18 protein-coding genes and 2 pseudogenes are annotated in these 23,536 nt (G+C 41.7%); 18 read left to right on the top strand and 2 right to left on the bottom strand.

Features of this window, described 5'->3' with window-relative positions:
• Window positions 1-259 precede the first annotated feature (259 nt).
• A complete protein-coding gene (locus ABLV04_RS08120; protein WP_348815578.1) occupies window positions 260-1,843 on the bottom strand; it encodes a TerC family protein in 1,584 nt (527 codons plus the stop codon).
• Window positions 1,844-2,601: 758 nt separating this feature from the next.
• Here ABLV04_RS08120 and galF point away from each other — a divergent pair.
• Together galF and ABLV04_RS08110 are read left to right on the top strand one after the other, a co-directional pair.
• A pseudogene (gene galF, locus ABLV04_RS08115) lies at window positions 2,602-3,530 on the top strand (GalU regulator GalF).
• A 360-nt stretch (window positions 3,531-3,890) separates the two neighbouring features.
• Entirely contained in the window at window positions 3,891-4,520 is a 630-nt protein-coding gene (locus ABLV04_RS08110; protein WP_348815576.1) for a phosphatase PAP2 family protein, read from the top strand.
• A gap of 543 nt (window positions 4,521-5,063) precedes the next feature.
• Here ABLV04_RS08110 and ABLV04_RS08105 read toward each other — a convergent pair.
• Window positions 5,064-5,129, bottom strand: a pseudogene (locus ABLV04_RS08105) (hypothetical protein); the annotation flags it as partial.
• A 349-nt stretch (window positions 5,130-5,478) separates the two neighbouring features.
• On the opposite strand from ABLV04_RS08105, the gene ABLV04_RS08100 reads away from it, so the two are divergent.
• The 16 genes from ABLV04_RS08100 to ABLV04_RS08025 all read left to right on the top strand — a co-directional run.
• Window positions 5,479-6,912 (top strand): capsule assembly Wzi family protein, encoded by a 1,434-nt coding sequence (locus ABLV04_RS08100; protein ID WP_348815574.1) that lies wholly within the window; start codon window positions 5,479-5,481, stop codon window positions 6,910-6,912.
• Between the two features lie 143 nt (window positions 6,913-7,055).
• On the top strand, window positions 7,056-8,189 hold the full coding sequence (locus ABLV04_RS08095) for a polysaccharide export protein (protein ID WP_014907221.1): 1,134 nt from the start codon (window positions 7,056-7,058) through the stop codon (window positions 8,187-8,189).
• A gap of 4 nt (window positions 8,190-8,193) precedes the next feature.
• A complete protein-coding gene (locus ABLV04_RS08090; RefSeq protein ID WP_072413711.1) occupies window positions 8,194-8,628 on the top strand; it encodes a protein tyrosine phosphatase in 435 nt (144 codons plus the stop codon).
• Window positions 8,629-8,641: 13 nt separating this feature from the next.
• On the top strand, window positions 8,642-10,798 hold the full coding sequence (locus ABLV04_RS08085) for a polysaccharide biosynthesis tyrosine autokinase (protein ID WP_348815571.1): 2,157 nt from the start codon (window positions 8,642-8,644) through the stop codon (window positions 10,796-10,798).
• 68 nt (window positions 10,799-10,866) lie between these two features.
• Window positions 10,867-12,177 (top strand): transporter, encoded by a 1,311-nt coding sequence (locus ABLV04_RS08080; protein WP_348815569.1) that lies wholly within the window; start codon window positions 10,867-10,869, stop codon window positions 12,175-12,177.
• Between the two features lies 1 nt (window position 12,178).
• Window positions 12,179-13,249 carry a polysaccharide pyruvyl transferase family protein gene (locus ABLV04_RS08075; RefSeq protein WP_072413709.1) on the top strand — a complete coding sequence of 357 codons (1,071 nt, stop codon included), beginning with the start codon at window positions 12,179-12,181 and terminating at the stop codon, window positions 13,247-13,249.
• Between the two features lie 31 nt (window positions 13,250-13,280).
• Window positions 13,281-14,507, top strand: a complete 1,227-nt coding sequence (locus ABLV04_RS08070; RefSeq protein WP_072413708.1) for an O-antigen ligase family protein — start codon at window positions 13,281-13,283, stop codon at window positions 14,505-14,507.
• Between the two features lie 33 nt (window positions 14,508-14,540).
• Window positions 14,541-15,641, top strand: a complete 1,101-nt coding sequence (locus ABLV04_RS08065) for a glycosyltransferase (RefSeq protein WP_182962577.1) — start codon at window positions 14,541-14,543, stop codon at window positions 15,639-15,641.
• The gene (locus tag ABLV04_RS08060) at window positions 15,622-16,134 is read left to right on the top strand and encodes an acyltransferase (protein WP_072413706.1); all 513 of its coding nucleotides are present in this window, start codon (window positions 15,622-15,624) and stop codon (window positions 16,132-16,134) included. Before ABLV04_RS08065 ends, ABLV04_RS08060 begins: the two co-directional genes overlap by 20 nt.
• A gap of 23 nt (window positions 16,135-16,157) precedes the next feature.
• Complete coding sequence (gmd, locus tag ABLV04_RS08055) at window positions 16,158-17,282, top strand: GDP-mannose 4,6-dehydratase (RefSeq protein WP_014907227.1); 1,125 nt, start codon at window positions 16,158-16,160, stop codon at window positions 17,280-17,282.
• Window positions 17,283-17,286: 4 nt separating this feature from the next.
• Window positions 17,287-18,255: a GDP-L-fucose synthase gene (locus tag ABLV04_RS08050; protein WP_348815566.1), complete on the top strand. Its 969-nt coding sequence runs from the start codon at window positions 17,287-17,289 to the stop codon at window positions 18,253-18,255.
• A gap of 1 nt (window position 18,256) precedes the next feature.
• Window positions 18,257-18,715, top strand: a complete 459-nt coding sequence (locus tag ABLV04_RS08045) for a GDP-mannose mannosyl hydrolase (RefSeq protein ID WP_348815564.1) — start codon at window positions 18,257-18,259, stop codon at window positions 18,713-18,715.
• An 11-nt stretch (window positions 18,716-18,726) separates the two neighbouring features.
• Window positions 18,727-19,941, top strand: a complete 1,215-nt coding sequence (locus ABLV04_RS08040) for a glycosyltransferase WbuB (RefSeq protein ID WP_182962579.1) — start codon at window positions 18,727-18,729, stop codon at window positions 19,939-19,941.
• Window positions 19,942-20,243: 302 nt separating this feature from the next.
• On the top strand, window positions 20,244-21,647 hold the full coding sequence (wcaJ, locus tag ABLV04_RS08035) for an undecaprenyl-phosphate glucose phosphotransferase (protein WP_072413702.1): 1,404 nt from the start codon (window positions 20,244-20,246) through the stop codon (window positions 21,645-21,647).
• Window positions 21,648-21,810: 163 nt separating this feature from the next.
• Complete coding sequence (gene gndA, locus ABLV04_RS08030; protein WP_072413701.1) at window positions 21,811-23,217, top strand: NADP-dependent phosphogluconate dehydrogenase; 1,407 nt, start codon at window positions 21,811-21,813, stop codon at window positions 23,215-23,217.
• A gap of 246 nt (window positions 23,218-23,463) precedes the next feature.
• Window positions 23,464-23,536, top strand: a 73-nt coding sequence (locus ABLV04_RS08025; RefSeq protein ID WP_142245722.1) for a sugar phosphate nucleotidyltransferase, incomplete at its 3' end; no start/stop codon positions are given.

Here is a 23,536-nt window from a genome sequence, read left to right as displayed (position 1 = left end):
GCCTGATAAGCGAAGCGCCATCAGGCAGTGTGGCGGCGGTAGAGCATCAATTCCCCGTGATCTGAGAATGTCGTCCAGGTGTGATGTCACGTTGATGCCGGGCGGCGGCTACGCCTGACCCGGCCTGGGTTGTGCGGCAGGGGTAATCCCCCGGTTTGCGTCGCCATCCCGTAGGCCTGATAAGCGAAGCGCCATCAGGCATGGCTTTGATTAGCCGTCCCACCGCCCGGGATACCCCGGGCCGTTTTATGCCTGACGATTACACCTCATAATCCAGCTCATCCTGCTTTGCCAGCGGAACGATCTGCACCTTCTGCACCCGATGGCTGTCGACCTGCAGCGTACGCAGGGTATAACCGTCAATCTCAATGGTTTCTCCCACCTGCGGCACATGCTGCAGATACTCCATCAGCAGACCGGCAACAGTGTGGTACTCACGTTTATCATCCAGCGGCAGCGGAACATACTGCACCAGATCCTCCAGCGGCATATGGCCGTTGACCGTCCACGAACCGTCCGGATGGTGCTGAATATCGTGCCGGGCGTCGATCTCCTCCACCTCGTTGGGCAGATTACCGGCAATGGTCTCCATCACGTCGCTCAGGGTCACAATCCCCTCGACGGAGCCAAACTCATCCACCACAAAGGCAAAATGGGTGCGGGCCTGACGAAACTGCTCAAGGGCGGAGAGGAGCGGTAACCCTTCCGGAAAGACCAGCGGCTGGCGCACCAGCGCCTGCAGATCCAGCGGCTCCTGGCGCAGGGACTGCTGGAGCAGGTCGATAACATGCACCACCCCCAGCAGGTCTTCATTATCCTTTCCGCCGGTGACCACCAGGCGGGTGTGCTGATTTTTTTCCACCAGGCTGCGGATCTCTTCCTCCGGCGCGCTGAGATCGATGCGCTCGATATCATGGCGGGAGGTCATAATACTGCTGACGGTGCGCTGATTCAGGTTCAGCACCCGCTCAATCATCAGCCGTTCCTGCGGATTAAACAGCGGATGATGGTCCTGATCGGCGACCAGCGACGCCGTGTCAGCATCCAGTTCAGCTTTTTCTTTCTGCCCGCTCAAAAGATTCATTACCGCCTCGGTAGTGCGCTGACGCAGCGTCATATTGGCGGAGAGAAAGCGACGGCGGTTAAACAGCGCCAGCTGGTTAAGGGCTTCAATCATCACCGAGAAGCCAATTGCCGCATATAAATAGCCTTTCGGAATAATAAAGCTGAAGCCTTCAGCAATCAGGCTGAAGCCGATCATCAGCAGGAAGCTCAGACAGAGGATCACGATGGTCGGGTGGCTGTTAACGAAGCGCGTCAGCGCCTTGCTGGCCATCAGCATCAGGCTGATAGCGATGATCACGGCGGCCATCATCACCGCCAGGTGGTCGACCATCCCAACCGCGGTGATCACCGAGTCGAGCGAGAAGATAGCGTCGAGCACCACGATCTGCGCCACCACGGCCCAGAATTTAGCCCCTCTGCGCTGGGTGGGATTATCGCTGTCTTTTCCCTCCAGTCGCTCATTAAGCTCGACGGTCGCTTTAAACAGCAGGAACAAGCCGCCGAACAGCATAATTAAATCGCGGGCGCTGAAGCTGAAGTCGTGAAAAACAATCAGCGGTTTGGTCAGGGTGACGAGCCAGGAGATAGAGGCCAGCAGCAGGAGACGCATCACCATCGCCAGCATCAGGCCAGTGATCCGCGCGCGGTCGCGCTGGGCGGGCGGGAGCTTCTCAGCGAGGATAGCGATAAAGACCAGGTTATCGATACCTAACACCAGTTCGATAACGACCAGCGTGACGAGACCTGCCCAGATTGACGGATCGGCAATCCATTCCATATGTATTAAAACCTGTACGACTGCGGTATGTGTTACCCCGATCATGGATAAGATGGGTATAAAATGCAATAACGACGCGGATAGCGTCCTGCCATGGGTGGATATATTTCCAGCAGATTAAGCGAACCGATAAGAATTATGTTCCGGTAAAGAACAGTGAAAAAATAACACTATGGCGGTTGCCTGGAATAAGCGGGCCAATATCAGAACGTCTGCCGCTGCGCTTCCGCCAGGGGCGCAAAAGCGGCGCTGTGACACCGCTCGTCGCAGCGAGCGGTGATGCCCACGCTATGGGGGAAGAGCGAAATTCCTCGCAAAATCGGCATAATTCAGCTCATAAAGGGGGCGCAGAATAGGGCGGCTCCTGGTTTTATTCCGCCGATTATGGCTTGTATAGCGAACTGTCCAGCGGTAAGTTCTGAAATATATTGCCTGGATAAATTTATTATCTATACCTATTCTTTGCGGGCATAGGTGCGGCACGGCAGCCCTGGCGTGCTGGCGCGCCCTGTGGACGTGGATCTCGGCCACATTGCACGGCGCAGAGAAACGCACCGCTGAATAACCTGATCGAGAATAAGATTATTCTCACTTCTAACTGTTGGTAAAAGGGAGTTATGTGTATTCTTTTACGTGACAGTGAATTTAAGAATTTGGCGGGCAGATGCCCGGGCAGTATCCGTGTATTATCAGTTTCAATGGATTTGTGACATGTACAATTTTGCAAAACCGCGTGTTTTGCAACCAAACAGGTGAAGATGAATATGGCGAATTTGAAAGCGGTTATTCCGGTCGCAGGACTAGGCATGCATATGCTGCCGGCCACCAAGGCAATTCCAAAGGAGATGCTGCCGATCGTTGATAAGCCAATGATTCAGTACATTGTTGACGAAATCGTCGCCGCCGGGATCAAAGAGATTGTTCTGGTGACGCACTCCTCGAAGAACGCGGTGGAAAACCACTTTGATACCTCCTACGAGCTGGAAGCCCTGCTTGAGCAACGCGTGAAGCGCCAGCTGTTGGCGGAAGTCCAGGCCATTTGTCCGCCGGGCGTAACCATCATGAACGTGCGCCAGGCGCAGCCGCTGGGTCTGGGCCACTCCATTCTCTGCGCCCGCCCGGTCGTCGGGGATAACCCGTTTGTGGTGGTCCTGCCGGATATCATCCTTGACGGCGGTACTGCGGACCCGCTGCGCTATAACCTCGCCGCCATGGTCGCCCGCTTTAACGAGACCGGCCGCAGCCAGGTGCTGGCGAAACGCATGCCGGGGGATCTCTCCGAATACTCCGTGATCCAGACCAAAGAGCCGATGGTGGCGGAAGGGCAGGTAGCACGTATCGTGGAGTTTATTGAAAAACCGGATGAACCGCAGACTCTGGACTCCGACCTGATGGCGGTGGGCCGCTACGTGCTGTCGGCAGATATCTGGGCCGAACTGGAGCGCACCGAGCCGGGCGCCTGGGGGCGCATCCAGCTGACCGACGCCATTGCCGAGCTGGCGAAGAAGCAGTCCGTCGACGCGATGCTGATGACTGGCGAAAGCTATGACTGCGGTAAGAAAATGGGCTATATGCAGGCCTTCGTCACCTACGGAATGCGTAACCTGAAAGAGGGCGCCAAATTCCGCGAAAGCATCAAAAAGCTGCTGGCCTGAACGCCAGCCTGAGACCGAGCGGCAGGCTCTGAACATCCGTCCTGCCGCTCATAACGTTATGCAGAATTTATTCATAACGTGAATGTTATAACGATTGTAAAGAAACGTATGGCTTCGGAGACTTCTGGTAGTTTGTCTCTGGCCTCTGTGGTGCAATGGTCGGAGTAGCGGCAATAATGCTTTATGAATAGTCACTTAGTGCGACAATTCCTAAAGTGCAGGGAAAGCGATCAACGTCAGCCAAAAATAAAACTTGACTGCGATCATGTTTCCGCTTTAAACATCTCACTTGCATGCATAAAAATGTGAAATGAATTGGCATGCGAGCTGGTACAGACATTATGGATAATCCCTGAGCACGGCAGTGGACATCATCGAAGGATCACAGGTATATGAACTGGCAACTCATCTCATTTTTTGGCGATAGCACCGTCTTGCTGCCCAGCGCAGCGGCGCTGTTTATTGTCCTGATGCTGCGTAAAACGTCGCGGTTGCTGGCGTGGCAGTGGAGTTTGCTGTTCGGCATCACCGGCGCCATCGTCTGCGCCTCCAAACTGGCCTTTATGGGCTGGGGACTGGGTATTCGTGAGCTGGATTACACCGGCTTCAGCGGCCACTCAGCGCTCTCCGCGGCCTTCTGGCCTATCTTCTTATGGCTGCTCAGCGCTCGTTTTTCGGCGGGTGTGCAAAGAGCAGCGGCCGCCACCGGCTATGTTTTAGCCGCAGTGGTGGGGTATTCACGGCTGGTCATCCATGCGCATTCCGTCTCGGAAGTGATCGCTGGCCTGCTGCTGGGTGCTACCGGCAGCGCTTTGTTCCTGTTGCTGCAAAAACGTACCACCCGTTCGGATAGCGTGAATATTTCCTGGGGCGGCGTCGCGTGCCTGGTGATGGTTCCGCTTATCCTGTTACATAGCGGCAATAAAGCGCCGACCCAGTCCCTGCTGGGGGAAATCGCCACCGCAGTTGGGCCGTTGGACAAACCCTTTACGCGTACCGAGCTGCACAAGCAGGCTTGGTAATTGCCATTTGTTTTACAGGGGAAATTAAGTTTTCGTTGGTTAATTAGACAAATAAGAAAATAATCTACTATATGCCGGGCAATTGATAATTCATATTTATGAAATAATGAAGTGCTACTACATTGCTATCGCCTGTTTACCTGGATATAGCCGTGCTCAGACGTTTCTTAAATGCGTACAAAAAGCACCTGATGCAGATTTAATGTATATCGAGACACTGGAAACTATTAGAAATTGTAGTTGACTATGACGACATCATCTGATTTTAGAATGACACGAGCGTCATGAAAAATATTTGTTTTTTCAGTTGGTTAGCTGTGTCTGAGTCGGCACAACGATGTCGTCTAGGTGTTCGATTGTTGAGAGCAGTAAATAATCTTTATTGACGAACCGCTAATTTTCGCCAATAAAACAGCGGATAGGATTAATTGGCAGATATTCGGCACTAAGACTCCCAATTGTGACCGAAATCCCGTAGACTTAACGCCGCAAAAAATAAAGGCCTGGCCAATTATTCATCCACAGGTCGATAAAATAAGTCGTTCAGGTAGTCAGTGCGCTGGTAGCTGTGAAGCCAGGGGCGGTAGCGTCTCTGAAGCCGCCTGCTGCTGTACTATAGTTCCTGTTCAACGGCTATAAAAAATCGACCCAGCCAGGATGAATGCCCTCATCAGATATCTAACCATCTTCCACGGATATCCTCAGAAGTTGGTCAGGAGCGGCTGCTGATATCACCTGGACATTAATTTTCCCATCTCATCGATAGCCTGTAGGGTAAAATTCGCCTACATTGTGAGCTGGGCGGATGTTATAAAGATGACAAGCAGCTTAGGGTAACTGTACTTGCCTCGTCGGTGTTGCACAGTGAAGTCAGCTGGTGCCGCGAGCGCTTTCTATCTTGCTATTCCCGTCATTCTCATTGAGATACGACAGCGGGGCTGAAAATGGATCTTGTACAATGATAAAAATTGCGCGCATTGCCGTGACGCTGGGTTTGCTTTCCTCACTGGGAGCCCAGGCTTACGCGGCCGGGTTAGTAGTAAATGATAACGATCTGCGAAACGACCTTGCCTGGCTTTCCGATCGCGGGGTCATCCATCTGAGCCTGTCGACCTGGCCGCTGAGTCAGGAAGAGATCGCCCGGGCGCTAAAAAAGGCCAAACCTTCTTATTCCTCTGAGCAAGTGGTTCTGGCTCGTATCAACCAGCGACTGTCTGCTTTAAAAGCCGATTTCCGGGTCACCGGCTACACCTCCACCGACCAGCCGGGTACCCCGCAGGGGTTTGGCCAGACGCAGCCGGCAGATAATTCGTTAGGCCTGGCATTCAATAACAGCGGCGAGTGGTGGGATGTCCACCTCCAGGGCAACGTCGAAGGGGGAGAGCGGATCAGCAACGGCTCGCGCTTCAACGCCAACGGCGCCTATGGCGCGGTGAAGTTCTGGAACCAGTGGCTCTCCTTTGGCCAGGTACCGCAGTGGTGGGGGCCGGGCTATGAAGGCAGCCTGATCCGTGGGGATGCCACGCGGCCGATGACCGGCTTCCTGATGCAGCGGGCAGAGCAGGCGGCGCCGGAAACATGGTGGCTGCGCTGGGTGGGCCCATGGCAGTACCAGATCTCTGCCAGCCAGATGAATCAATATACCGCGGTGCCCCATGCCAAAATAATCGGCGGACGTTTCACTTTTTCACCTTTCCAGTCTTTAGAGTTAGGCGCATCGCGTATTATGCAGTGGGGTGGGGAAGGGCGACCGCAATCCTTTAGCAGTTTCTGGGATGGCTTTACCGGAAAAGACAATACCGGAACAGATAACGAACCAGGTAACCAGCTGGCCGGGTTTGACTTTAAGTTCAAACTTGAGCCGACTCTGGGCTGGCCGGTAAGCTTCTATGGGCAGATGATCGGCGAGGATGAGTCTGGTTACCTACCATCAGCCAATATGTTCCTCGGCGGCGTGGAAGGGCATCACGGTTGGGGTAAGGACGCGATAAATTGGTATCTGGAAGCTCATGATACACGGACAAATATGAATCGAACCGGATATAGCTACTGGCATCATACGTATACCGATGGTTATTACCAGCAAGGTTATCCATTGGGTGATGCGATGGGGGGCGATGGCCAGTTATTAGCAGGCAAAGTTGAGCTTATTACCGAGGATAACCAGCGCTGGAGTACGCGACTGGTTTATGCCAAAGTTAACCCTGAAAATCAGTCGATTAATAAAGCGTTTCCACATGCAGATACTCTGAAGGGTGTGCAGCTTAGTTGGAGTGGGGATGTGTATCAGTCGGTCCGGTTGAATACCTCACTCTGGTACACCAATGCTAACAATAGTGACACGGACGAAGTTGGCGCCAGTGCAGGAATTGAAATACCGTTTAGTTTATAAGGCTGAATGCTGGAAAACAGGAGAGATCGTGGTAGCGCTGCAGGACGCAGTCAGCTTTTATCTCTCCATAAGCCGGTAGGGAAGCAACGGCGATGACAGCTGCTCAGGAATTGGCAATCTTGGTTTACTAATGATGTGACATTATGAAGAAAAAAATTGTTAAAATTTCGGCATTAGCGTTGGTAATCGGCTTTTTATCGGGCTGTACCATTATCCCGGGTCAGGGATTGAATAGTTTACGTAAGAACGTGGTTGAGCTACCGGATAGCGATTACGATCTGGATAAATTGGTCAATGTCTATCCTATGACACCTGGGTTAATTGATCAGCTTCGTCCTGAATCTGTGTTAGCACGACCAAACCCGCAATTGGATAATTTATTACGTAGCTATGAATATCGTATTGGGGTTGGCGATGTACTAATGGTTACCGTATGGGATCACCCGGAATTGACTACTCCGGCAGGCCAGTACCGTAGCGCGAGCGATACTGGTAACTGGGTTAATTCTGACGGAACTATTTTCTACCCCTATGTCGGTAAGGTGCAAGTAGCTGGAAAAACCCTAAGTCAGGTACGCCAGGATATCGCCAGCAGATTAACGACTTACATTGAAAGCCCTCAGGTTGATGTAAGCATAGCATCTTTTAGATCGCAAAAAACCTATGTTACAGGTGAAGTTGTAAAATCTGGTCAACAACCAATCACTAATATCCCGTTGACTGTAATGGATGCTATTAATGCCGCGGGTGGCTTGGCTCCTGACGCTGATTGGAGAAATGTCGTCCTCACGCATAACGGTAAAGATACTAAGATCTCCTTATATGCCTTAATGCAAAAAGGTGATCTTACACAAAATCACTTGCTTTATCCGGGCGATATTTTATTTGTACCACGAAATGATGATCTGAAAGTATTTGTCATGGGTGAAGTTGGTAAACAAAGTACCATGAAAATGGATCGCAGTGGGATGACATTAGCTGAAGCTATAGGTAATGCTGAAGGAATGTCACAAGCATTGAGTGATGCGACAGGTGTATTTGTAATAAGACAGCTCAAAGGTGATAAGCAGGGTAAAATCGCTAATGTTTACCAATTGAATGCGAAAGATGCATCTGCAATGGTATTGAGCACCGAATTTGCTTTACAACCTTACGACATTGTTTACGTTACAGCTGCTCCAGTAGTACGTTGGAACCGTGTAGTCTCTCAATTGGTTCCCACTATTACCGGGGTGCATGATATGACAGAAGCCGCGAGATATGTAAGGAACTGGTAACTATATGTTTAAATCAGTTTTAGTTGTTTGTATTGGAAATGTTTGCAGATCACCAACTGGCGAAATGTTGCTGAAAAAAAGACTGAAAGATTTTAAGATCGGTTCTGCTGGCCTCGGTGCTTTAGTTAACCATCCAGCGGACGCTACAGCAAAAAAGGTCGCCCATGAGAACAATTTAGATCTTGATGAACACATTGCAAGACAAGTAACTAAAGATATTTGTAAAGAATATGATTTAATACTTGTTATGGAAAAAAAACATATAGACCTGATATGTAAACTAGCACCGGAATTACGTGGCAAAACTATGTTATTCGGACATTGGATAGGGCAACGAGAAATAGCCGATCCATATATGAAAAGTAAAGAAGCGTTCGAATCTGTATATAAACTTCTCGACGAATCAGCTCAAAAATGGGCAGACGTCTTAATTAAATAGTGCAGGGTATCAGATGACTGATAAACTTAATTCAATGTCTACAGGAAGCCAAGAAAGTGACGGGATCGATCTAGGTCGCTTAATCGGTGAGGTTATTGATCATAAAGGATTGATAATTTCTGTAACTTTCTTTTTTATGGGGCTAGGTTTTTTATATGCATTTCTAGCTCCACCCGTATATGAAGCAGATTCATTAGTGCAGGTTGAACAAAATGCAGGAAATAATTTTTTATCGAGTCTGTCTGAGGTTCTTCCAACAACTCCGCCTCAATCAGCAGCTGAAATTGAACTAATAAAATCAAGGATGGTGCTTGGTAAAACTATCAATGATTTAAATTTGAGCGTTGTAATTGAAGAGAAAACTACGCCAATTATAGGTCAGTTTTTAAAGAAAATACGCGGTGATGACGGCAGTTCAATAAACGTAAAATATTTTAATGTCCCACATGATGCGTTAGACACGAAGTTTACAATCAAAATAACTGGTAAAGACAGCTATACCATTGATCTTGATGATGCCGGCGAAATGAAAGGTCAAGTTAATGAGCCAGTATCTAAAAATGGATTCGAAATATTGCTGACGGAAATTAAATCTCCGCCAGGGACTGAATTTAGCATAAAACGCAAAGATTCTCTTCAAGTGCTCAGTGATCTTAATGACGCGTTTACTGTTGCAGATACTGGAAAAGATACAGGTGTATTGTCTCTATCATTAACAGGAAATGATCCTGAAAAAATAAAGACGATACTTCAAAGTATTACTGACAATTATTTGTTGCAGAACATTGAGAGGAAATCGGAAGAGGCAGCAAAAAGTTTAAATTTTTTGGATCGAAAAATCCCTGATGTCAAAAATGAACTTAATGCTGCAGAAAATAAGTTAAATTATTACAGACAGCAAAATAGCTCTGTTGATTTAACTATGGAGGCAAAATCTCTTCTGGATACAATGGTTCAATTAGATGCGCAGATTAATCAACTAACATTTTCTGAAGCTGAAGTATCCAAACTATATACAAAGGAGCATCCAACATATAGGGCTCTTTTAGAAAAAAGAAAAACTCTTGAAGAAGAGAAAAATAATCTGAAGAAAAAGATTAATAATCTTCCAGAAACACAACAAGAAGTATTACGTTTAACTCGTGATGTTCAGGTTGGGCAAGATGTCTATTTACAGCTATTAAACAAAGAACAGGAACTGAGCATTACAAAAGCAAGCACAGTGGGTAATGTACGCATAATTGATAATGCTGTAACACAACCTGATCCAATCAAACCCAAAAAGCTACTTGTAATAGTTGTTTTAACAGTGTTTGGAACAATGCTTTCCTTGATGTATGTCATAGTTAAGGTTGCGTTCCACAAAGGTGTTCAAAGTGCCGAACAACTAGAAGAAAATGGTTTGAATGTGTACGCGAGTATCCCTTTATCTGACTGGCAGTTAAAAAATGTTAACAATAACAGCAGCAAAAGTGATAAGAAAAAATTTGATGTATTAATTAAGGAGAATGGTGCAGATTTAGCTATTGAAGCTATTAGAGGGTTACGGACGCGTTTATATTTCGCAATGTTAGAAGCGAAAAACAATATTTTAATGATATCAGGTCCAAGTCCTGAAATAGGTAAAACATTCGTCAGTACCAACCTTGCAGGGGTAGTTGCTCAGGCAGGACAAAAAGTTTTATTAATTGATGCAGATATGCGACGAGGATATATGCATCACTATTTTGGCGGTTTACCTAACAATGGCTTGTCAGAAATACTCACAGGTAGGGTAGATTACGAGAAGGCTGTTGTTCATACAGAAATAGCTGGCTTGGATTACATTGGTCGTGGTGAAATACCACCAAATCCTGCGGAGCTATTGATGGGGAGTCGGATTGAAAAGTTCCTTGAGTGGGCGAGTGCAAAATATGATCTTGTATTAGTGGATACTCCGCCAATTTTAGCAGTGACCGATGCTGCAATAATTGGTCGCCATGTAGGAACTACATTGTTAGTTGCTCGCTTTGAAAAGAATACTGTCAAAGAAATCGAAGTTGCTAAAAATAGATTGGAACATAGCGGTGTTATCGTCAAAGGCGTGATATTAAATGCTGTGACCAGAAAAGCTAGTAATAAGTATGGTGAATATGCGTATTATGAATACGAGTACAAATCGAAAGAATAGATAAGCTAAATTAATTTTCCGGGTTTAATATAAACCCGGAAAAAATTTAATTTACTTAAGGACTGGGTGTGAATAAAAGAATACTAAGCATGTTATTATCACAAGGGTTTGGCCTTGCGATTAATGTTATAGAAAAGCTACTTATAGTACCACTATTTATTCATTCGTGGGGATTGGTTAAGTTTGGTGAGTGGATACTAATTAGGACGATACCTAATTTGTTATTAACTACAGACGTAGGTATTGCAAGCCATGCAGGAAACGCAATCAGTGTTGCGATAATAAAAAAAGAATATAATGCAGCAGCACATGTAATAAAATTAAGTGTTTTTTTGATATTTTTATTATTAAGTATCATTTTAGTTTTCGGAATAGGGCAGTTTTTTTTTGATTTAAGAGGTTTTTTAGGTATAGAAGATTCTGATGTAAGTTTAATAACCTATTCCGTTTTTTTTATGTCTTTACATGCAGGTATGATCCTATGTTCTCAAATATTATGTTCTCTTGGGCGCGCAACAGAAAGATATCATATATATAATGCATTGGCACAATTTACACGCTTTTTAGAAATAGCCTTTGTATGTATAGTTTTAATAACTGGTGGAGATATTGTCGAAGCATCTATTGCTTATTTACTCGCGAGAATAATAGTGATAAGTGTTATGATAAGTCTTTTGATAAAACAATTGAAATTTATTAAGATTGAAATATTCAATGCAAAAGTCACATTAGAACAGTTTTTTGTTTTTATTAAGCAATCTATTCCATATGCAGGAATACCTTTCAGTCAAGCTGTATTTCTTCAAGGTAGTTCAGTAATAATATCATCGTTTTACGGTCCGGCGGTTTTAGCTTTTGTTACTGTTATACGAAATACCTCTCGTTTTATGGTGATGTTCTCCTCATTATTAGGTAAAAGTATCTGGGCTGAACTTTCGAGGTTATGGGCAGAAGAGAAATATAAAGAATTCAATAGGGTGTTTTTAAAGTTTAATGTAGTGAATGTAGCCATATTATCTTTGGCAAGTGTTATTCTTATATTTGGTTATGACTATTTCTGCCAATGGTTTCAATTAAAGGATGTAGCAACGCAGCAAGATTATTTTCTTTATTTAATTGTTTCGTTACATTCATTGTTGATCGCGATTTCATATTATAATAGTGTTTCTTTATTATCTACTGAAAGGCATCAAAAATATGCTAAAATAATAATGTTAAATGCACTTTTCACGACTGCATTGTTTTGGCTGTTATCAGTTTTAACGGATTCATTAACTTGGGCATATGTTCTGGCATTTTGTATAACAGAATTGATCATTGCATTATGGTTGCTATTAATTAGTCTCAATAAAAACTATTTACGGGAACGAGAAATTTAATATGTTTTTATTTTATAAACCAACAACACAATACGAAAATCTTGGCGATGCATTAATTGCAAAAAATCTGTTAGATATATTAAGTGAAAAAGGTACAATTTTTTTGCTAACGGAAGACATCCCTAAAGGATTTATCGATATCATTAAAAATGATAATTGTGTTGGAGTTAGCAAAATTAAATTTGCCCTGATGCCTTTAGTTTATCGTCTATTGAATAGAGATGTTGCCTTTGTATATAAACCGGGGCATCTGTTTGGGGGTAGCAAGGAATATGGAACCGGTATCAAAGCTCTGTTGAAAATAACTTATGTCAATGCATTGCACTTTGTAGGCGTGAAGATTATTAAGACAGGTGTTTCTGTTGGCCCGTTAAGTGGTTCTTTTTTAAAAGCGGAAATGAATATTAGTGCTAAATCTTACATATATGGTGTTCGAGAAGATTATTCATTGAAGTTTGTTGAAGATAACTCATTTAAAAAATATAAGCGAGTTTCAGATTTAGCATATTTCTCTATTTTAAAAAATAGAGAAAAATATTTAGAAGAAAAAAGAGACACAATAAGTTATTCATTTCGTCCGTATAAGAAATCTAATCTGCCACCTGAGTTGCAAGCGAAAAAAATTGCATCGGCAATAATAGACGTAGCTTCAAAGAATGGTATTAAAATTGTTAACAATGTAACACAGGTTCAAACTGATTTAGTATTTAATAATTTAATTGAAAAAGAACTTATTGAAAACGGATTAATTGTCAACAAGTATTATTATGATATAACAAAAACAAGTTTCGTGGCAATTGGTGATATTTATAAAAAAACAAAAATTATTCTTTCAAATAGATTGCACAGTCTCTTATTTGCATTCGAATTTGGAGCGTATCCAATTGCTATAGGGGATAAGGATGAAAACTTTAAGGTGTTTCATGTATTGAAAGATCTAAAAATGGATCATGTCATCGTAAATATTGAAAACGACGATGTAAACCGTTTCGAACTTGAACAAGCAATTCAATCCCAACTATTAAATTCAAATAAATGGAATGGTAATGATGCAATGTGTAATTTCATTTGAATTTTAATATCTCATAAAGGGATGAAAAAAAATGATATCAGGTGCTTTTTATATCATTGCGGTACTAAGCCTGTCATGGCTTAGACCAATGGTTGGATTAGCTTTAGCATCAAACGCCTACTTATTTAATGCTATGATAAGTGGCGGAGATTCTGATTCTCCTGTGTTTAATGTCTTAGGGCCTTTAATTTGTTTCGTCACTATTTTAAGCAAAATCATTCTCAAAGATAAAGTTTCGTTAGTAAAATTTAAATTCGCAGATGGAATAATATTTGGATTCTTTTTACTCTATATATTATCTGCTTTTTTCTCAAATGACTTAGTCATAGGTCTTGAATTTTCCTTGAGATATCTTTTCCTTGGTGCCTCATTTTATTTCTTCGCGCGATTTAGTTATGTATTGTATTTAGATAAAGGTAAGTTTATTAATGATTACATGCATGGAATTTTAATAACTGGCTTTATTGTTGCTGTGACAGCATTAATGCAAAATAATAGCTCTTCGCAATATACTATGCGCCTTACAGTAGGTGATTCAAGCACAATACCTCTTGCTATTACTTTAGGTCAGGCAGCTGTTGTGAACGTGTACTATATAATGACTCAAAAGGGCAAAAAAAGTATTCCTTATTTAATATCATTCCTTCCTATCGTTTATGCATTTCTCGCCGCAAATACGAGAAGTGTAGTTATTGGATTTATTTTGGCTTTATTGCTTCTTTTATCGTCAGATAAATTCTCTATTGTAAGAAAGAATTTTGGTAAAGTTTTACTAGCTATAAGTGGAATGGCAGTTTTTATAGGGTATATTATAACCAATAATGCAGAGTTAGTAGCTCGTTTATTTTCAACTTTCGGTCATATAGCCACGGAGCAATATGGCCAATCCGAAAGTGAACGAATTGATGCTTGGCATCATGCAATAGCCACGTTTTATGAGCATCCAATACTTGGAGAGGGAGTGGGAATATTTATTCAAAGATTCAACATGTACCCTCATAATATATTCTTTGAATCTGCAGCAGAAACGGGAATTGTTGGCATATTATTAACTGTAGTACTTATAGGAAGTTGTTTTTATAGCATTATTACTAATAAAGGGAATGTTAAAACTCCTGTAGTAGCAGCAATGTTCATTTTCTTATTTTTTGTTTCACTTGTAAGCTTATCGTTTTGGATGCATAAAGCACTCTTCACTTCGATTGCATTAATTTTCATTACATATGGTAATTTAGAAAAGGGACAGAATAATTTTTAATGCAAAAAGATTTAAAATTATAGAGGAAGAACAATGCTAATTGTACTAACGCAAATGGCCATTGCAGATTATAGAAATCAGTTTATTCGTCATCTTGTTGATGTAATGAATGATCGCGATATGCAATTTAAAATAGTAGTCGGTGAAGAGTATTTTGAAGAATCCACCAAAACAAGCAAATTTGTCCTCTCGCTAGATGAAACAACGGTTATAAGAAATTCTTTTTTCTTTAAAAGAAAATTGGCATTTCAACACCTTCCTTGGAGGACTGTCCTTAAAGCTGATATTCTTATATGTGAACTTAATCCTAGAATCCTTTCAGTTTGGCTTGTTTTATTTTTACGTAAAATTCTTAATAAAAAAACAGTCTTCTGGGGGCACGTTTGGGCAAGGAAAGGTAAAGAAAGCAAAACAGAAAAGATTAGAAACTTAATGAGAAAAGCATCGAACTCATTATTATTGTATACCAATAATCAGAAACAAGAATTACTTAATGCTTATGGCGAACAATGTAAAAAAGAAAATGAAATTTTTGTTGCTCCAAACTCTCTTTATTACAGAAAAGACATGATGAATGTTTTGTCCTCTAAATCCACAGGTGTGATATATGTAGGACGTTTAGTTTCAAGCAAAAAAGTTGATGTATTAATTAAAGCAATTCCGTTAGTTTGTAAAGTCGAACCGAGTATTGTTTTTCATATTGTTGGCAATGGCGAACAATCGAATGAATTAAAAAAAATGTCGCGTGATCTCGGCATCGATGAAAATGTTATGTTTTACGGACATATCGCAGATCATTCAAAACTGAAGGAGATTTATTCAAAAAGCTTTGTATCAATATCTCCGGGATATGTTGGTCTCTCAATAACCCAAAGTCTTTCATTTGGTGTGCCTATGTTGATTTCAAAGGATGAAAACCACTCTCCTGAACTTGAGGCATTACAAACTGGTTTGAATGGAGGATTCTTTAATACGAATGATCCTCAGTCATTAGCAGATGAAATCTTAAAGTATTTTCACGGGCGTGAATATAATATGTTTGACGGAGAAAAAATAGTTAATGATTGCAAACATAGGTATTCAGTTGAAACTATGGTTGATGGGGTAATTGAAAGTGTCACGCAAACAAGATAATCCCGATGTTCAAAGGAGTTTTTTAGTTTCCTTAATCAGATCCTTTATAAGAAATTGGAGATTTCAGTTAATTAGATTTAAAAATAGAGGGAAAATTTCCCGGGGGAAAAATGCTTATGTTGGCCCAGGTGCAAATGTTTATATCCCAAATTTTGTAAAAATGGGTGATAATGTATCTATAGGTGCTGATTTTATTTCACAAGTGAATCTGACTATTGGAAATGATAGTTTAATATCCTCACGCGTGTCATTTATTGGTAACGACCATGATTTATTTAATGAGTCATCTTCAGCATATTTCTCTGGAAGAAACAAGCCTTCCACTATAGTACTGGAAGGAGATAATTTTATCGGATTTGGTTCGGTTATTTTGGGTAATGTCACTATAGGGAAAGGTGCTATTGTTGCAGCCTGTTCATTTGTTAATAAAGATGTTCCACCTAATTCTGTAGTAGGTGGGGTACCTGCCAAAGTATTAAGAAATCGTTATTGATTATTATTAATAGGAAACAAGAAATGACTAATGTAAAAAAAGCTCTGATTACCGGTATCACTGGGCAAGACGGTTCATATCTCGCAGAATTTCTGTTAGAAAAGGGATATGAAGTTCACGGGATTAAAAGACGTTCTTCTTCGTTTAACACTGATCGCGTAGATCATATTTACCAAGATCCACATTCATCAAATCCAAAATTCCATTTACACTATGGTGATTTATCAGACACATCTAACTTAACTCGTTTGATCTCTGAGATTCAACCTGATGAAGTGTATAATTTAGGAGCTATGAGTCACGTCGCTGTGTCTTTCGAATCTCCTGAATACACAGCGGACGTTGATGCTATTGGCACATTACGTCTTTTAGAGGCTATTCGTTTTCTGGGACTAGAGAAGAAAACTCGTTTCTATCAAGCATCTACTTCTGAACTTTATGGTTTAGTGCAGGAAATTCCGCAAAAAGAGACAACTCCATTCTATCCGCGTTCTCCGTACGCAGTTGCGAAGCTTTATGCATATTGGATTACTGTTAACTATCGTGAGTCATATGGAATGTACGCGTGTAATGGTATTCTGTTTAACCATGAATCGCCACGCCGTGGTGAAACGTTTGTAACAAGAAAAATTACACGTGGGCTTTCCAATATTGCTCAAGGATTAGAAAAATGTCTTTATCTTGGTAACATGGATTCTTTGCGAGATTGGGGTCATGCGAAAGATTACGTTAAAATGCAATGGCTTATGCTTCAACAAGAACAGCCGGAAGATTATGTTATTGCGACCGGAGTCCAATACTCAGTACGTCAATTCGTAGATTTTGCTGCATCAGAGTTGGGTATTAAACTACGTTTTGAGGGGCATGGCGTTGATGAAGTGGGTATTGTAGAAAGTGTTTCTGGTGAAGACGCACCTGCAGTTAAAGTAGGTGATATAATTGTAGCTGTAGACCCACGTTATTTCCGTCCTGCTGAAGTGGAAACCTTGCTTGGAGACCCTTCGAAAGCCCACGATAAATTAGGATGGAAACCTGAAACAACATTACAAGAAATGGTTGTTGAAATGGTAAGAAAGGATCTTGAGGCAGCTAAAAAGCATTCTCTTCTCAAATCACATGGTTACGAGGTTTCAATTTCTCTGGAGTAAAGAAATGACTATTAAGAAGAGAGTTTTTGTTGCTGGGCATAATGGTATGGTTGGTTCAGCAATCGTAAGACAATTGGAAAATAGAGACGACATTGAGCTCGTACTGCGTTCACGTCAGGAGCTCAACCTGCTTAATGCTCAAGACGTAAATCATTTTTTCGCTAATGAGCGTATTAATGAAGTATATTTAGCTGCTGCAAAAGTTGGCGGAATAGTTGCGAATAATACTTATCCGGCTGATTTTATTTATGAAAATATTCTTATTGAAGCAAATATCATACATGCTGCACATGTTAATGATGTCAATAAAATAATGTTTTTAGGCTCATCATGTATTTATCCTAAATTTGCTAAGCAACCGATAAGCGAGTCTGAATTACTACAAGGGACACTTGAATCTACAAATGAGCCGTATGCTATAGCAAAAATTGCCGGTATAAAACTCTGCGAGTCTTATAATCGGCAACATAATCGTGATTATCGTTCGGTAATGCCAACTAATTTATATGGAGAAAACGATAATTTCCATCCTTCTAACTCGCATGTAATTCCTGCATTATTGCGGCGCTTTCATGAGGCGAAGTTAGAAGGACTACCACAAGTTATTGTTTGGGGTAGTGGAACGCCGATGCGTGAGTTTCTGCATGTTGATGACATGGCTGCTGCATCTATTTATGTCATGGACCTTGATAAATCTATTTGGCAGGAGCAAACACAACCAATGTTGTCACATATTAACGTTGGTACTGGAGTTGATTGTTCTATTAGGGAATTAGCTGAAACCATATCAAAAGTGGTTGGTTATCGCGGAGAGGTAGTTTTTGATTCAACCAAACCTGATGGCACTCCAAGAAAATTATTAGATGTTTCGAGATTGGAAGGCTTAGGTTGGAAGTATCAAATTAAGCTTGAAGCAGGTTTAACTCGGACTTATGAGTGGTTTTTAAAGAATCAGCAAAGCTTCCGGAGTTAATATGTTTTTAGATGATGATGCATTTAAAAATGTAATAAAGAATACGCCGCTAATCTCAATTGATTTGATCATTCAAAATGAGAAAGGTGAGTATTTAGTTGGTAAAAGAAACAACCGCCCCGCAAGGGGCTTTTGGTTTGTCCCTGGAGGCCGCATACAAAAAAATGAGACATTAAATAATGGTTTCACCAGATTAATTCAAAATGAAATTGGCATTGAGATGCTGCGAAATGAAACCACTTTTCTCGGTGTTTTTGAACATTTCTATGATGATAATTACTTTAATAGTGAATTTAGTACTCACTATATAGTATTGGCTTATAAAATATCTATTTTATCAAATGGCTTAGTATTTCCGCGTGAACAGCATAATGAATATCTCTGGATGAGCGCGGATGAAATCATTAATAATGATTTAGTGCATTTTAATACTAAAGCTTATTTTATAGATGTTTCTTAGGACTTTTAGGTATGAAATTACTTGTATATGGAATCAATTATCGTCCTGAATTAACTGGTATTGGCAAGTATAGTGGTGAAATGGTGAAGTGGTTTGTTGAAAATGGTCTTGACGTTAGGGTCATTACTGCTCCGCCATATTATCCTGCGTGGAAGGTTGCTGATAATTATTCTGGATGGAAATACACTAAAGAAAAACTTCCTGAAGTAGTATTTAGATGTCCACTTTATGTTCCTAATAAACCTTCAACGATAAAGCGTTTATTGCATTTGTCCAGTTTTGCATTTAGTTCTCTTTTCCCTCTTTTAATGCAAACACGCTGGAAACCTGATTATGTTATTTGTATTGTTCCCACGTTATTCTGTGTGCCGGGAGCCCTGTTATTAAGAAAATTAACTCGTGCTAAAGTAATAATTCATATACAAGATTTCGAAGTCGATGCTATGCTCGGCCTAGGGATGGCAAAGAAAGGTGTGTTTGCGAAATTTGCCAAAAAGTTTGAAAAATGGTGTTTAACGTCTGCAGACAAAGTATCCACTATATCTAAAACGATGTTATTGAATGCCTCTGGTAAAGGTGTGCCGCAAAAAAATCTGATTTTTTTCCCTAACTGGTCTGAGCTTGAAAGATTTAAGAATGTTAAAAGTGACCAATCAGTCATGCTGAAAGAAGAGTTTGGAATAGCCGAAGACAGAAAAGTCATACTTTACTCTGGGAATATTGGTGAAAAACAAGGGCTTGAGATTGTCATCGCTGCTGCACAAAAGTTGGCAATGAAAAATTATATATTCTTGTTTGTTGGTCAAGGAGGTGGTAAAGAAAATTTAGAAAAAATGAGCTTGGACCTTAATTTGGATAATGTCATTTTCAAGCCTCTACAGCCTTATGATCTATTACCAGCATTATTAAATCTTGCTGATTGTCATCTTGTTGTTCAAAAGAAAGGTGCGGCTGATGCTGTTTTGCCATCTAAGCTTACAAATATTCTCGCCGTAGGCGGTAATTCAGTAATTACTGCAGAAGATCATACTGAACTTGGTCAGTTATGCAAAAATAACCCAGGTATAGCGCAATGTATAGAGCCTGAATCTGTTGATGCCCTTATATCTGGTATTGAACAGTGTTTGTTGATGCCTCGGAAAAACAAAATAGCAATTGAATATGCCAATGCATCACTTGATATGAATAATGTACTTTCAAATTTTATTGTAGATATACAAAACTAAAATTCATAGCAACAAGGGATTAGCAATTAGATTATGTTAGGTGGAATGGATTCCCTATTTTTACAACGTCAACCATTATCTAGGCCTATTTTAGGTTCGTCTAATTACTTAATTGTGAATGCTAATGTTTCTTAACTTGATATTATAGGTCTTTCTTATTCTCTTGTTGACGTTCATATTTTCAATAATATAGGTGAAAGAGTTCGAGATTAATGGAAAAAATATATCTTTAATCTACTGAACTTCAGGATTTCTATTGCAAATTATTATTTCATAAGGTTCAATATTTTAAGGAAATCTTCATGGCAACCTTGTATCATCGGACTCGCTCGAATGCGAATGCTTCCTTGATTTCAATGGCTCAACGCTTCTCCGATGTGGTCATAATTTTTTTGGGATTGTATTTAGTTTGCGTTATGAATTCAGTCTCGTTTGAATACCGACATGCTTTGATGTCATTACTATCTCTAGTAATTTTTCAGATGATAGGTGGCATAACAGATTTCTATCGCTCATGGCGCGGAGTTGCTTTTTCTACTGAGTATATTTTAATACTTAAAAATTGGACGCTTAGTTTATTAATTGCTCTTGGTCTTTTGTCCCTCGATTCTTCAATTGATACGCGTTTCTTTTTTTTCTTTCAATGGTATCTATTAGTTGATATTGGTTTTCTTATTTGTCGTTCTATCATTAGACTTATTTCTGGTTTGCTTCGCAAGTTTGGTTACAACACCAGGAAGGTTGCAGTTGTTGGTTCTTTACCTGCGGGTATTAATTTATTAAAAAGTTTTATTGAAGAACCATGGTTAGGTTTTGTTGTAAAAGGTGTTTATGATAACATTCAACTCGATAGTTCCGAATATGACAATGTACCTTATGCTGGCAATATAGACAAGCTTATTCAGGAAGCTCGTGAGGGGAAAATAGATCGTATTTACATCGCGATGAGCATGCATGATGAATCCAAAATTAAGGACATTGTTAGACAATTAACTGATACTACTTGTTCCGTATTGTTAATTCCTGATATCTTTACTTTTAATATTCTTCAGTCACGAACTGAAGAAATAAATGGAGTGCCAGTTGTTCCTTTGTTTGATTCACCGCTGAATGGGATCAATATGGTATTCAAACGTTTGGAAGATATCATTGTATCATCTTTGATTCTTATTCTGATATCACCAATTCTTCTTGTTATTGCTACTGCTGTTAAAACTACCTCGAAGGGCCCTGTTATTTTTCGCCAAGTGCGTTATGGAATGGACGGGAAACCTATTAAAGTCTGGAAATTTCGCTCAATGACAGTAATGGAAAACGACGATAAAGTTATTCAGGCTACAAAAAATGATACTCGCGTGACTAAAGTCGGCAAGTTTTTACGCAGCACCTCTTTAGACGAACTTCCGCAGTTCTTTAATGTACTTTTTGGTCAGATGTCCGTTGTCGGACCTCGACCACATGCGGTTTCACATAACGAGCAATATCGGTCATTAATTCAGGGATATATGCTTCGTCATAAGGTAAAGCCAGGGATCACGGGCTTAGCACAAATTAATGGTTGGCGTGGTGAAACTGATACTTTGGAAAAAATGGAAAAACGAATCGAATATGATTTGTTATATATCAGAGGATGGAGCATTTGGTTAGATCTTAAAATAATATTCCTTACTGTTTTTAAAGGGTTTATTAACAAATCTGCTTATTAATCAGATGCTGCTTAAGTCAAGCTTTGTGCATTTATAGTACAAAGTTTATATGTTGTGCTAGTTAACAAATTTTCACTATGAGCTCATTGTTCTTTGGGCTAACATTATCATCACATTTAAGCTGCGAACGTGTCGCAGTGACCACACCAGACAGGAGTATGTAATGTCCAAGCAACAGATCGGGGTTGTCGGTATGGCTGTGATGGGGCGTAACCTTGCGCTGAACATCGAAAGCCGTGGTTATACCGTCTCCGTTTTCAACCGCTCCCGTGAAAAGACCGAAGAAGTGATTGCCGAAAACCCAGGCAAGAAACTGGTTCCTTACTACACAGTACAAGAGTTTGTTGAATCCCTCGAAACACCACGTCGTATCCTGTTGATGGTGAAGGCCGGGGCTGGCACCGACAGCGCCATCGATTCCTTGAAGCCTTACCTTGATAAGGGCGACATCATCATTGATGGCGGCAACACCTTCTTCCAGGACACCATCCGTCGTAACCGTGAACTTTCTGCCGAAGGTTTTAACTTTATTGGTACCGGTGTTTCCGGTGGTGAAGAGGGGGCTCTGAAAGGGCCTTCCATCATGCCTGGTGGACAGAAAGAAGCCTATGAGCTGGTTGCACCAATTCTGAAGCAGATCGCGGCGGTTGCTGAAGACGGTGAGCCGTGTGTGACCTATATCGGGGCTGATGGCGCAGGCCATTATGTGAAGATGGTTCATAACGGCATCGAGTATGGCGACATGCAGCTGATTGCTGAAGCTTATGCGCTGTTGAAAGGCGGTCTGGCTCTTTCCAACGAAGAGCTGGCGCAAACCTTCACCGAATGGAACGAAGGCGAGCTGAGTAGCTACCTGATCGACATTACTAAAGATATCTTCACCAAGAAGGATGAAGAGGGTAAATACCTCGTCGATGTCATTCTTGATGAAGCAGCAAACAAAGGTACCGGCAAGTGGACCAGCCAAAGCTCACTGGATCTAGGCGAACCTCTGTCTCTGATCACCGAGTCCGTGTTTGCTCGTTATATCTCTTCTCTGAAAGATCAGCGTGTAGCCGCTTCGAAAGTGCTGAGTGGTCCGCAGGCTCAGCCGGCCGGTGATAAAGCTGAATTTATCGAAAAAGTTCGCCGCGCGTTGTACCTCGGTAAAATCGTTTCCTATGCTCAGGGCTTCTCACAGCTGCGTGCTGCTTCAGACGAGTACAACTGGGATCTGAACTACGGCGAGATCGCTAAGATTTTCCGCGCTGGTTGCATCATTCGTGCGCAGTTCCTGCAGAAGATCACCGACGCTTACGCACAAAACGCTGGCATTGCTAACCTGTTGCTGGCGCCATACTTCAAACAGATCGCTGATGACTATCAGCAGGCGCTGCGTGATGTCGTGGCGTATGCTGTACATAATGGTATTCCGGTGCCGACCTTCTCTGCCGCGATTGCTTACTACGACAGCTACCGTTCCGCAGTTCTGCCCGCTAACCTGATTCAGGCTCAGCGTGATTACTTTGGTGCGCACACCTATAAGCGTACTGATAAAGAAGGCGTATTCCATACCGAGTGGTTGGAATAATCTTTATATGCCACAGTCAGGCCAAGTGGCCTGACTGTTATTTATCTATTGTTTGTTAATCTTCAATTAACTGATCAAAATCATCTTATTTACACGGCTGCGTTATTTATTCAGCTCTAATCAATCAAAAGCTTATCTTTTAAGAATTTGCCATATTTATACTTTTGTATACCTATAATAAGCTGCTTCTGGCCTCAGAATATATCTGGGTGTTAAATAACAGGGTTTTAATTAAAGGATATTAATATGTTGCTTCCTGTGATCATGGCTGGTGGTACCGGCAGTCGTCTCTGGCCGATGTCTCGCGAGCTTTACCCGA

The organism is Klebsiella sp. JN_Kp127 (assembly GCF_040062505.1).
Classification (GTDB): domain Bacteria; phylum Pseudomonadota; class Gammaproteobacteria; order Enterobacterales; family Enterobacteriaceae; genus Klebsiella; species Klebsiella quasipneumoniae.
The sequence above is the reverse complement of the archived record's forward strand: the minus strand, read 5'-3'. Positions and strand labels throughout refer to the sequence as shown.

Excerpts from the sequence above, each read along its gene's own strand:
- ABLV04_RS08120 (WP_348815578.1), bottom strand. The coding sequence starts at position 1,843 with ATGGAATGGATTGCCGATCCGTCAATCTGGGCAGGTCTCGTCACGCTG.
- ABLV04_RS08110 (WP_348815576.1), top strand. The coding sequence starts at position 3,891 with ATGAACTGGCAACTCATCTCATTTTTTGGCGATAGCACCGTCTTGCTG.
- ABLV04_RS08100 (WP_348815574.1), top strand. The coding sequence starts at position 5,479 with ATGATAAAAATTGCGCGCATTGCCGTGACGCTGGGTTTGCTTTCCTCA.
- ABLV04_RS08095 (WP_014907221.1), top strand. The coding sequence starts at position 7,056 with ATGAAGAAAAAAATTGTTAAAATTTCGGCATTAGCGTTGGTAATCGGC.
- ABLV04_RS08090 (WP_072413711.1), top strand. The coding sequence starts at position 8,194 with ATGTTTAAATCAGTTTTAGTTGTTTGTATTGGAAATGTTTGCAGATCA.
- ABLV04_RS08085 (WP_348815571.1), top strand. The coding sequence starts at position 8,642 with ATGACTGATAAACTTAATTCAATGTCTACAGGAAGCCAAGAAAGTGAC.
- ABLV04_RS08075 (WP_072413709.1), top strand. The coding sequence starts at position 12,179 with ATGTTTTTATTTTATAAACCAACAACACAATACGAAAATCTTGGCGAT.
- ABLV04_RS08070 (WP_072413708.1), top strand. The coding sequence starts at position 13,281 with ATGATATCAGGTGCTTTTTATATCATTGCGGTACTAAGCCTGTCATGG.
- ABLV04_RS08065 (WP_182962577.1), top strand. The coding sequence starts at position 14,541 with ATGCTAATTGTACTAACGCAAATGGCCATTGCAGATTATAGAAATCAG.
- gmd (WP_014907227.1), top strand. The coding sequence starts at position 16,158 with ATGACTAATGTAAAAAAAGCTCTGATTACCGGTATCACTGGGCAAGAC.
- ABLV04_RS08050 (WP_348815566.1), top strand. The coding sequence starts at position 17,287 with ATGACTATTAAGAAGAGAGTTTTTGTTGCTGGGCATAATGGTATGGTT.
- ABLV04_RS08045 (WP_348815564.1), top strand. The coding sequence starts at position 18,257 with ATGTTTTTAGATGATGATGCATTTAAAAATGTAATAAAGAATACGCCG.
- ABLV04_RS08040 (WP_182962579.1), top strand. The coding sequence starts at position 18,727 with ATGAAATTACTTGTATATGGAATCAATTATCGTCCTGAATTAACTGGT.
- wcaJ (WP_072413702.1), top strand. The coding sequence starts at position 20,244 with ATGGCAACCTTGTATCATCGGACTCGCTCGAATGCGAATGCTTCCTTG.
- gndA (WP_072413701.1), top strand. The coding sequence starts at position 21,811 with ATGTCCAAGCAACAGATCGGGGTTGTCGGTATGGCTGTGATGGGGCGT.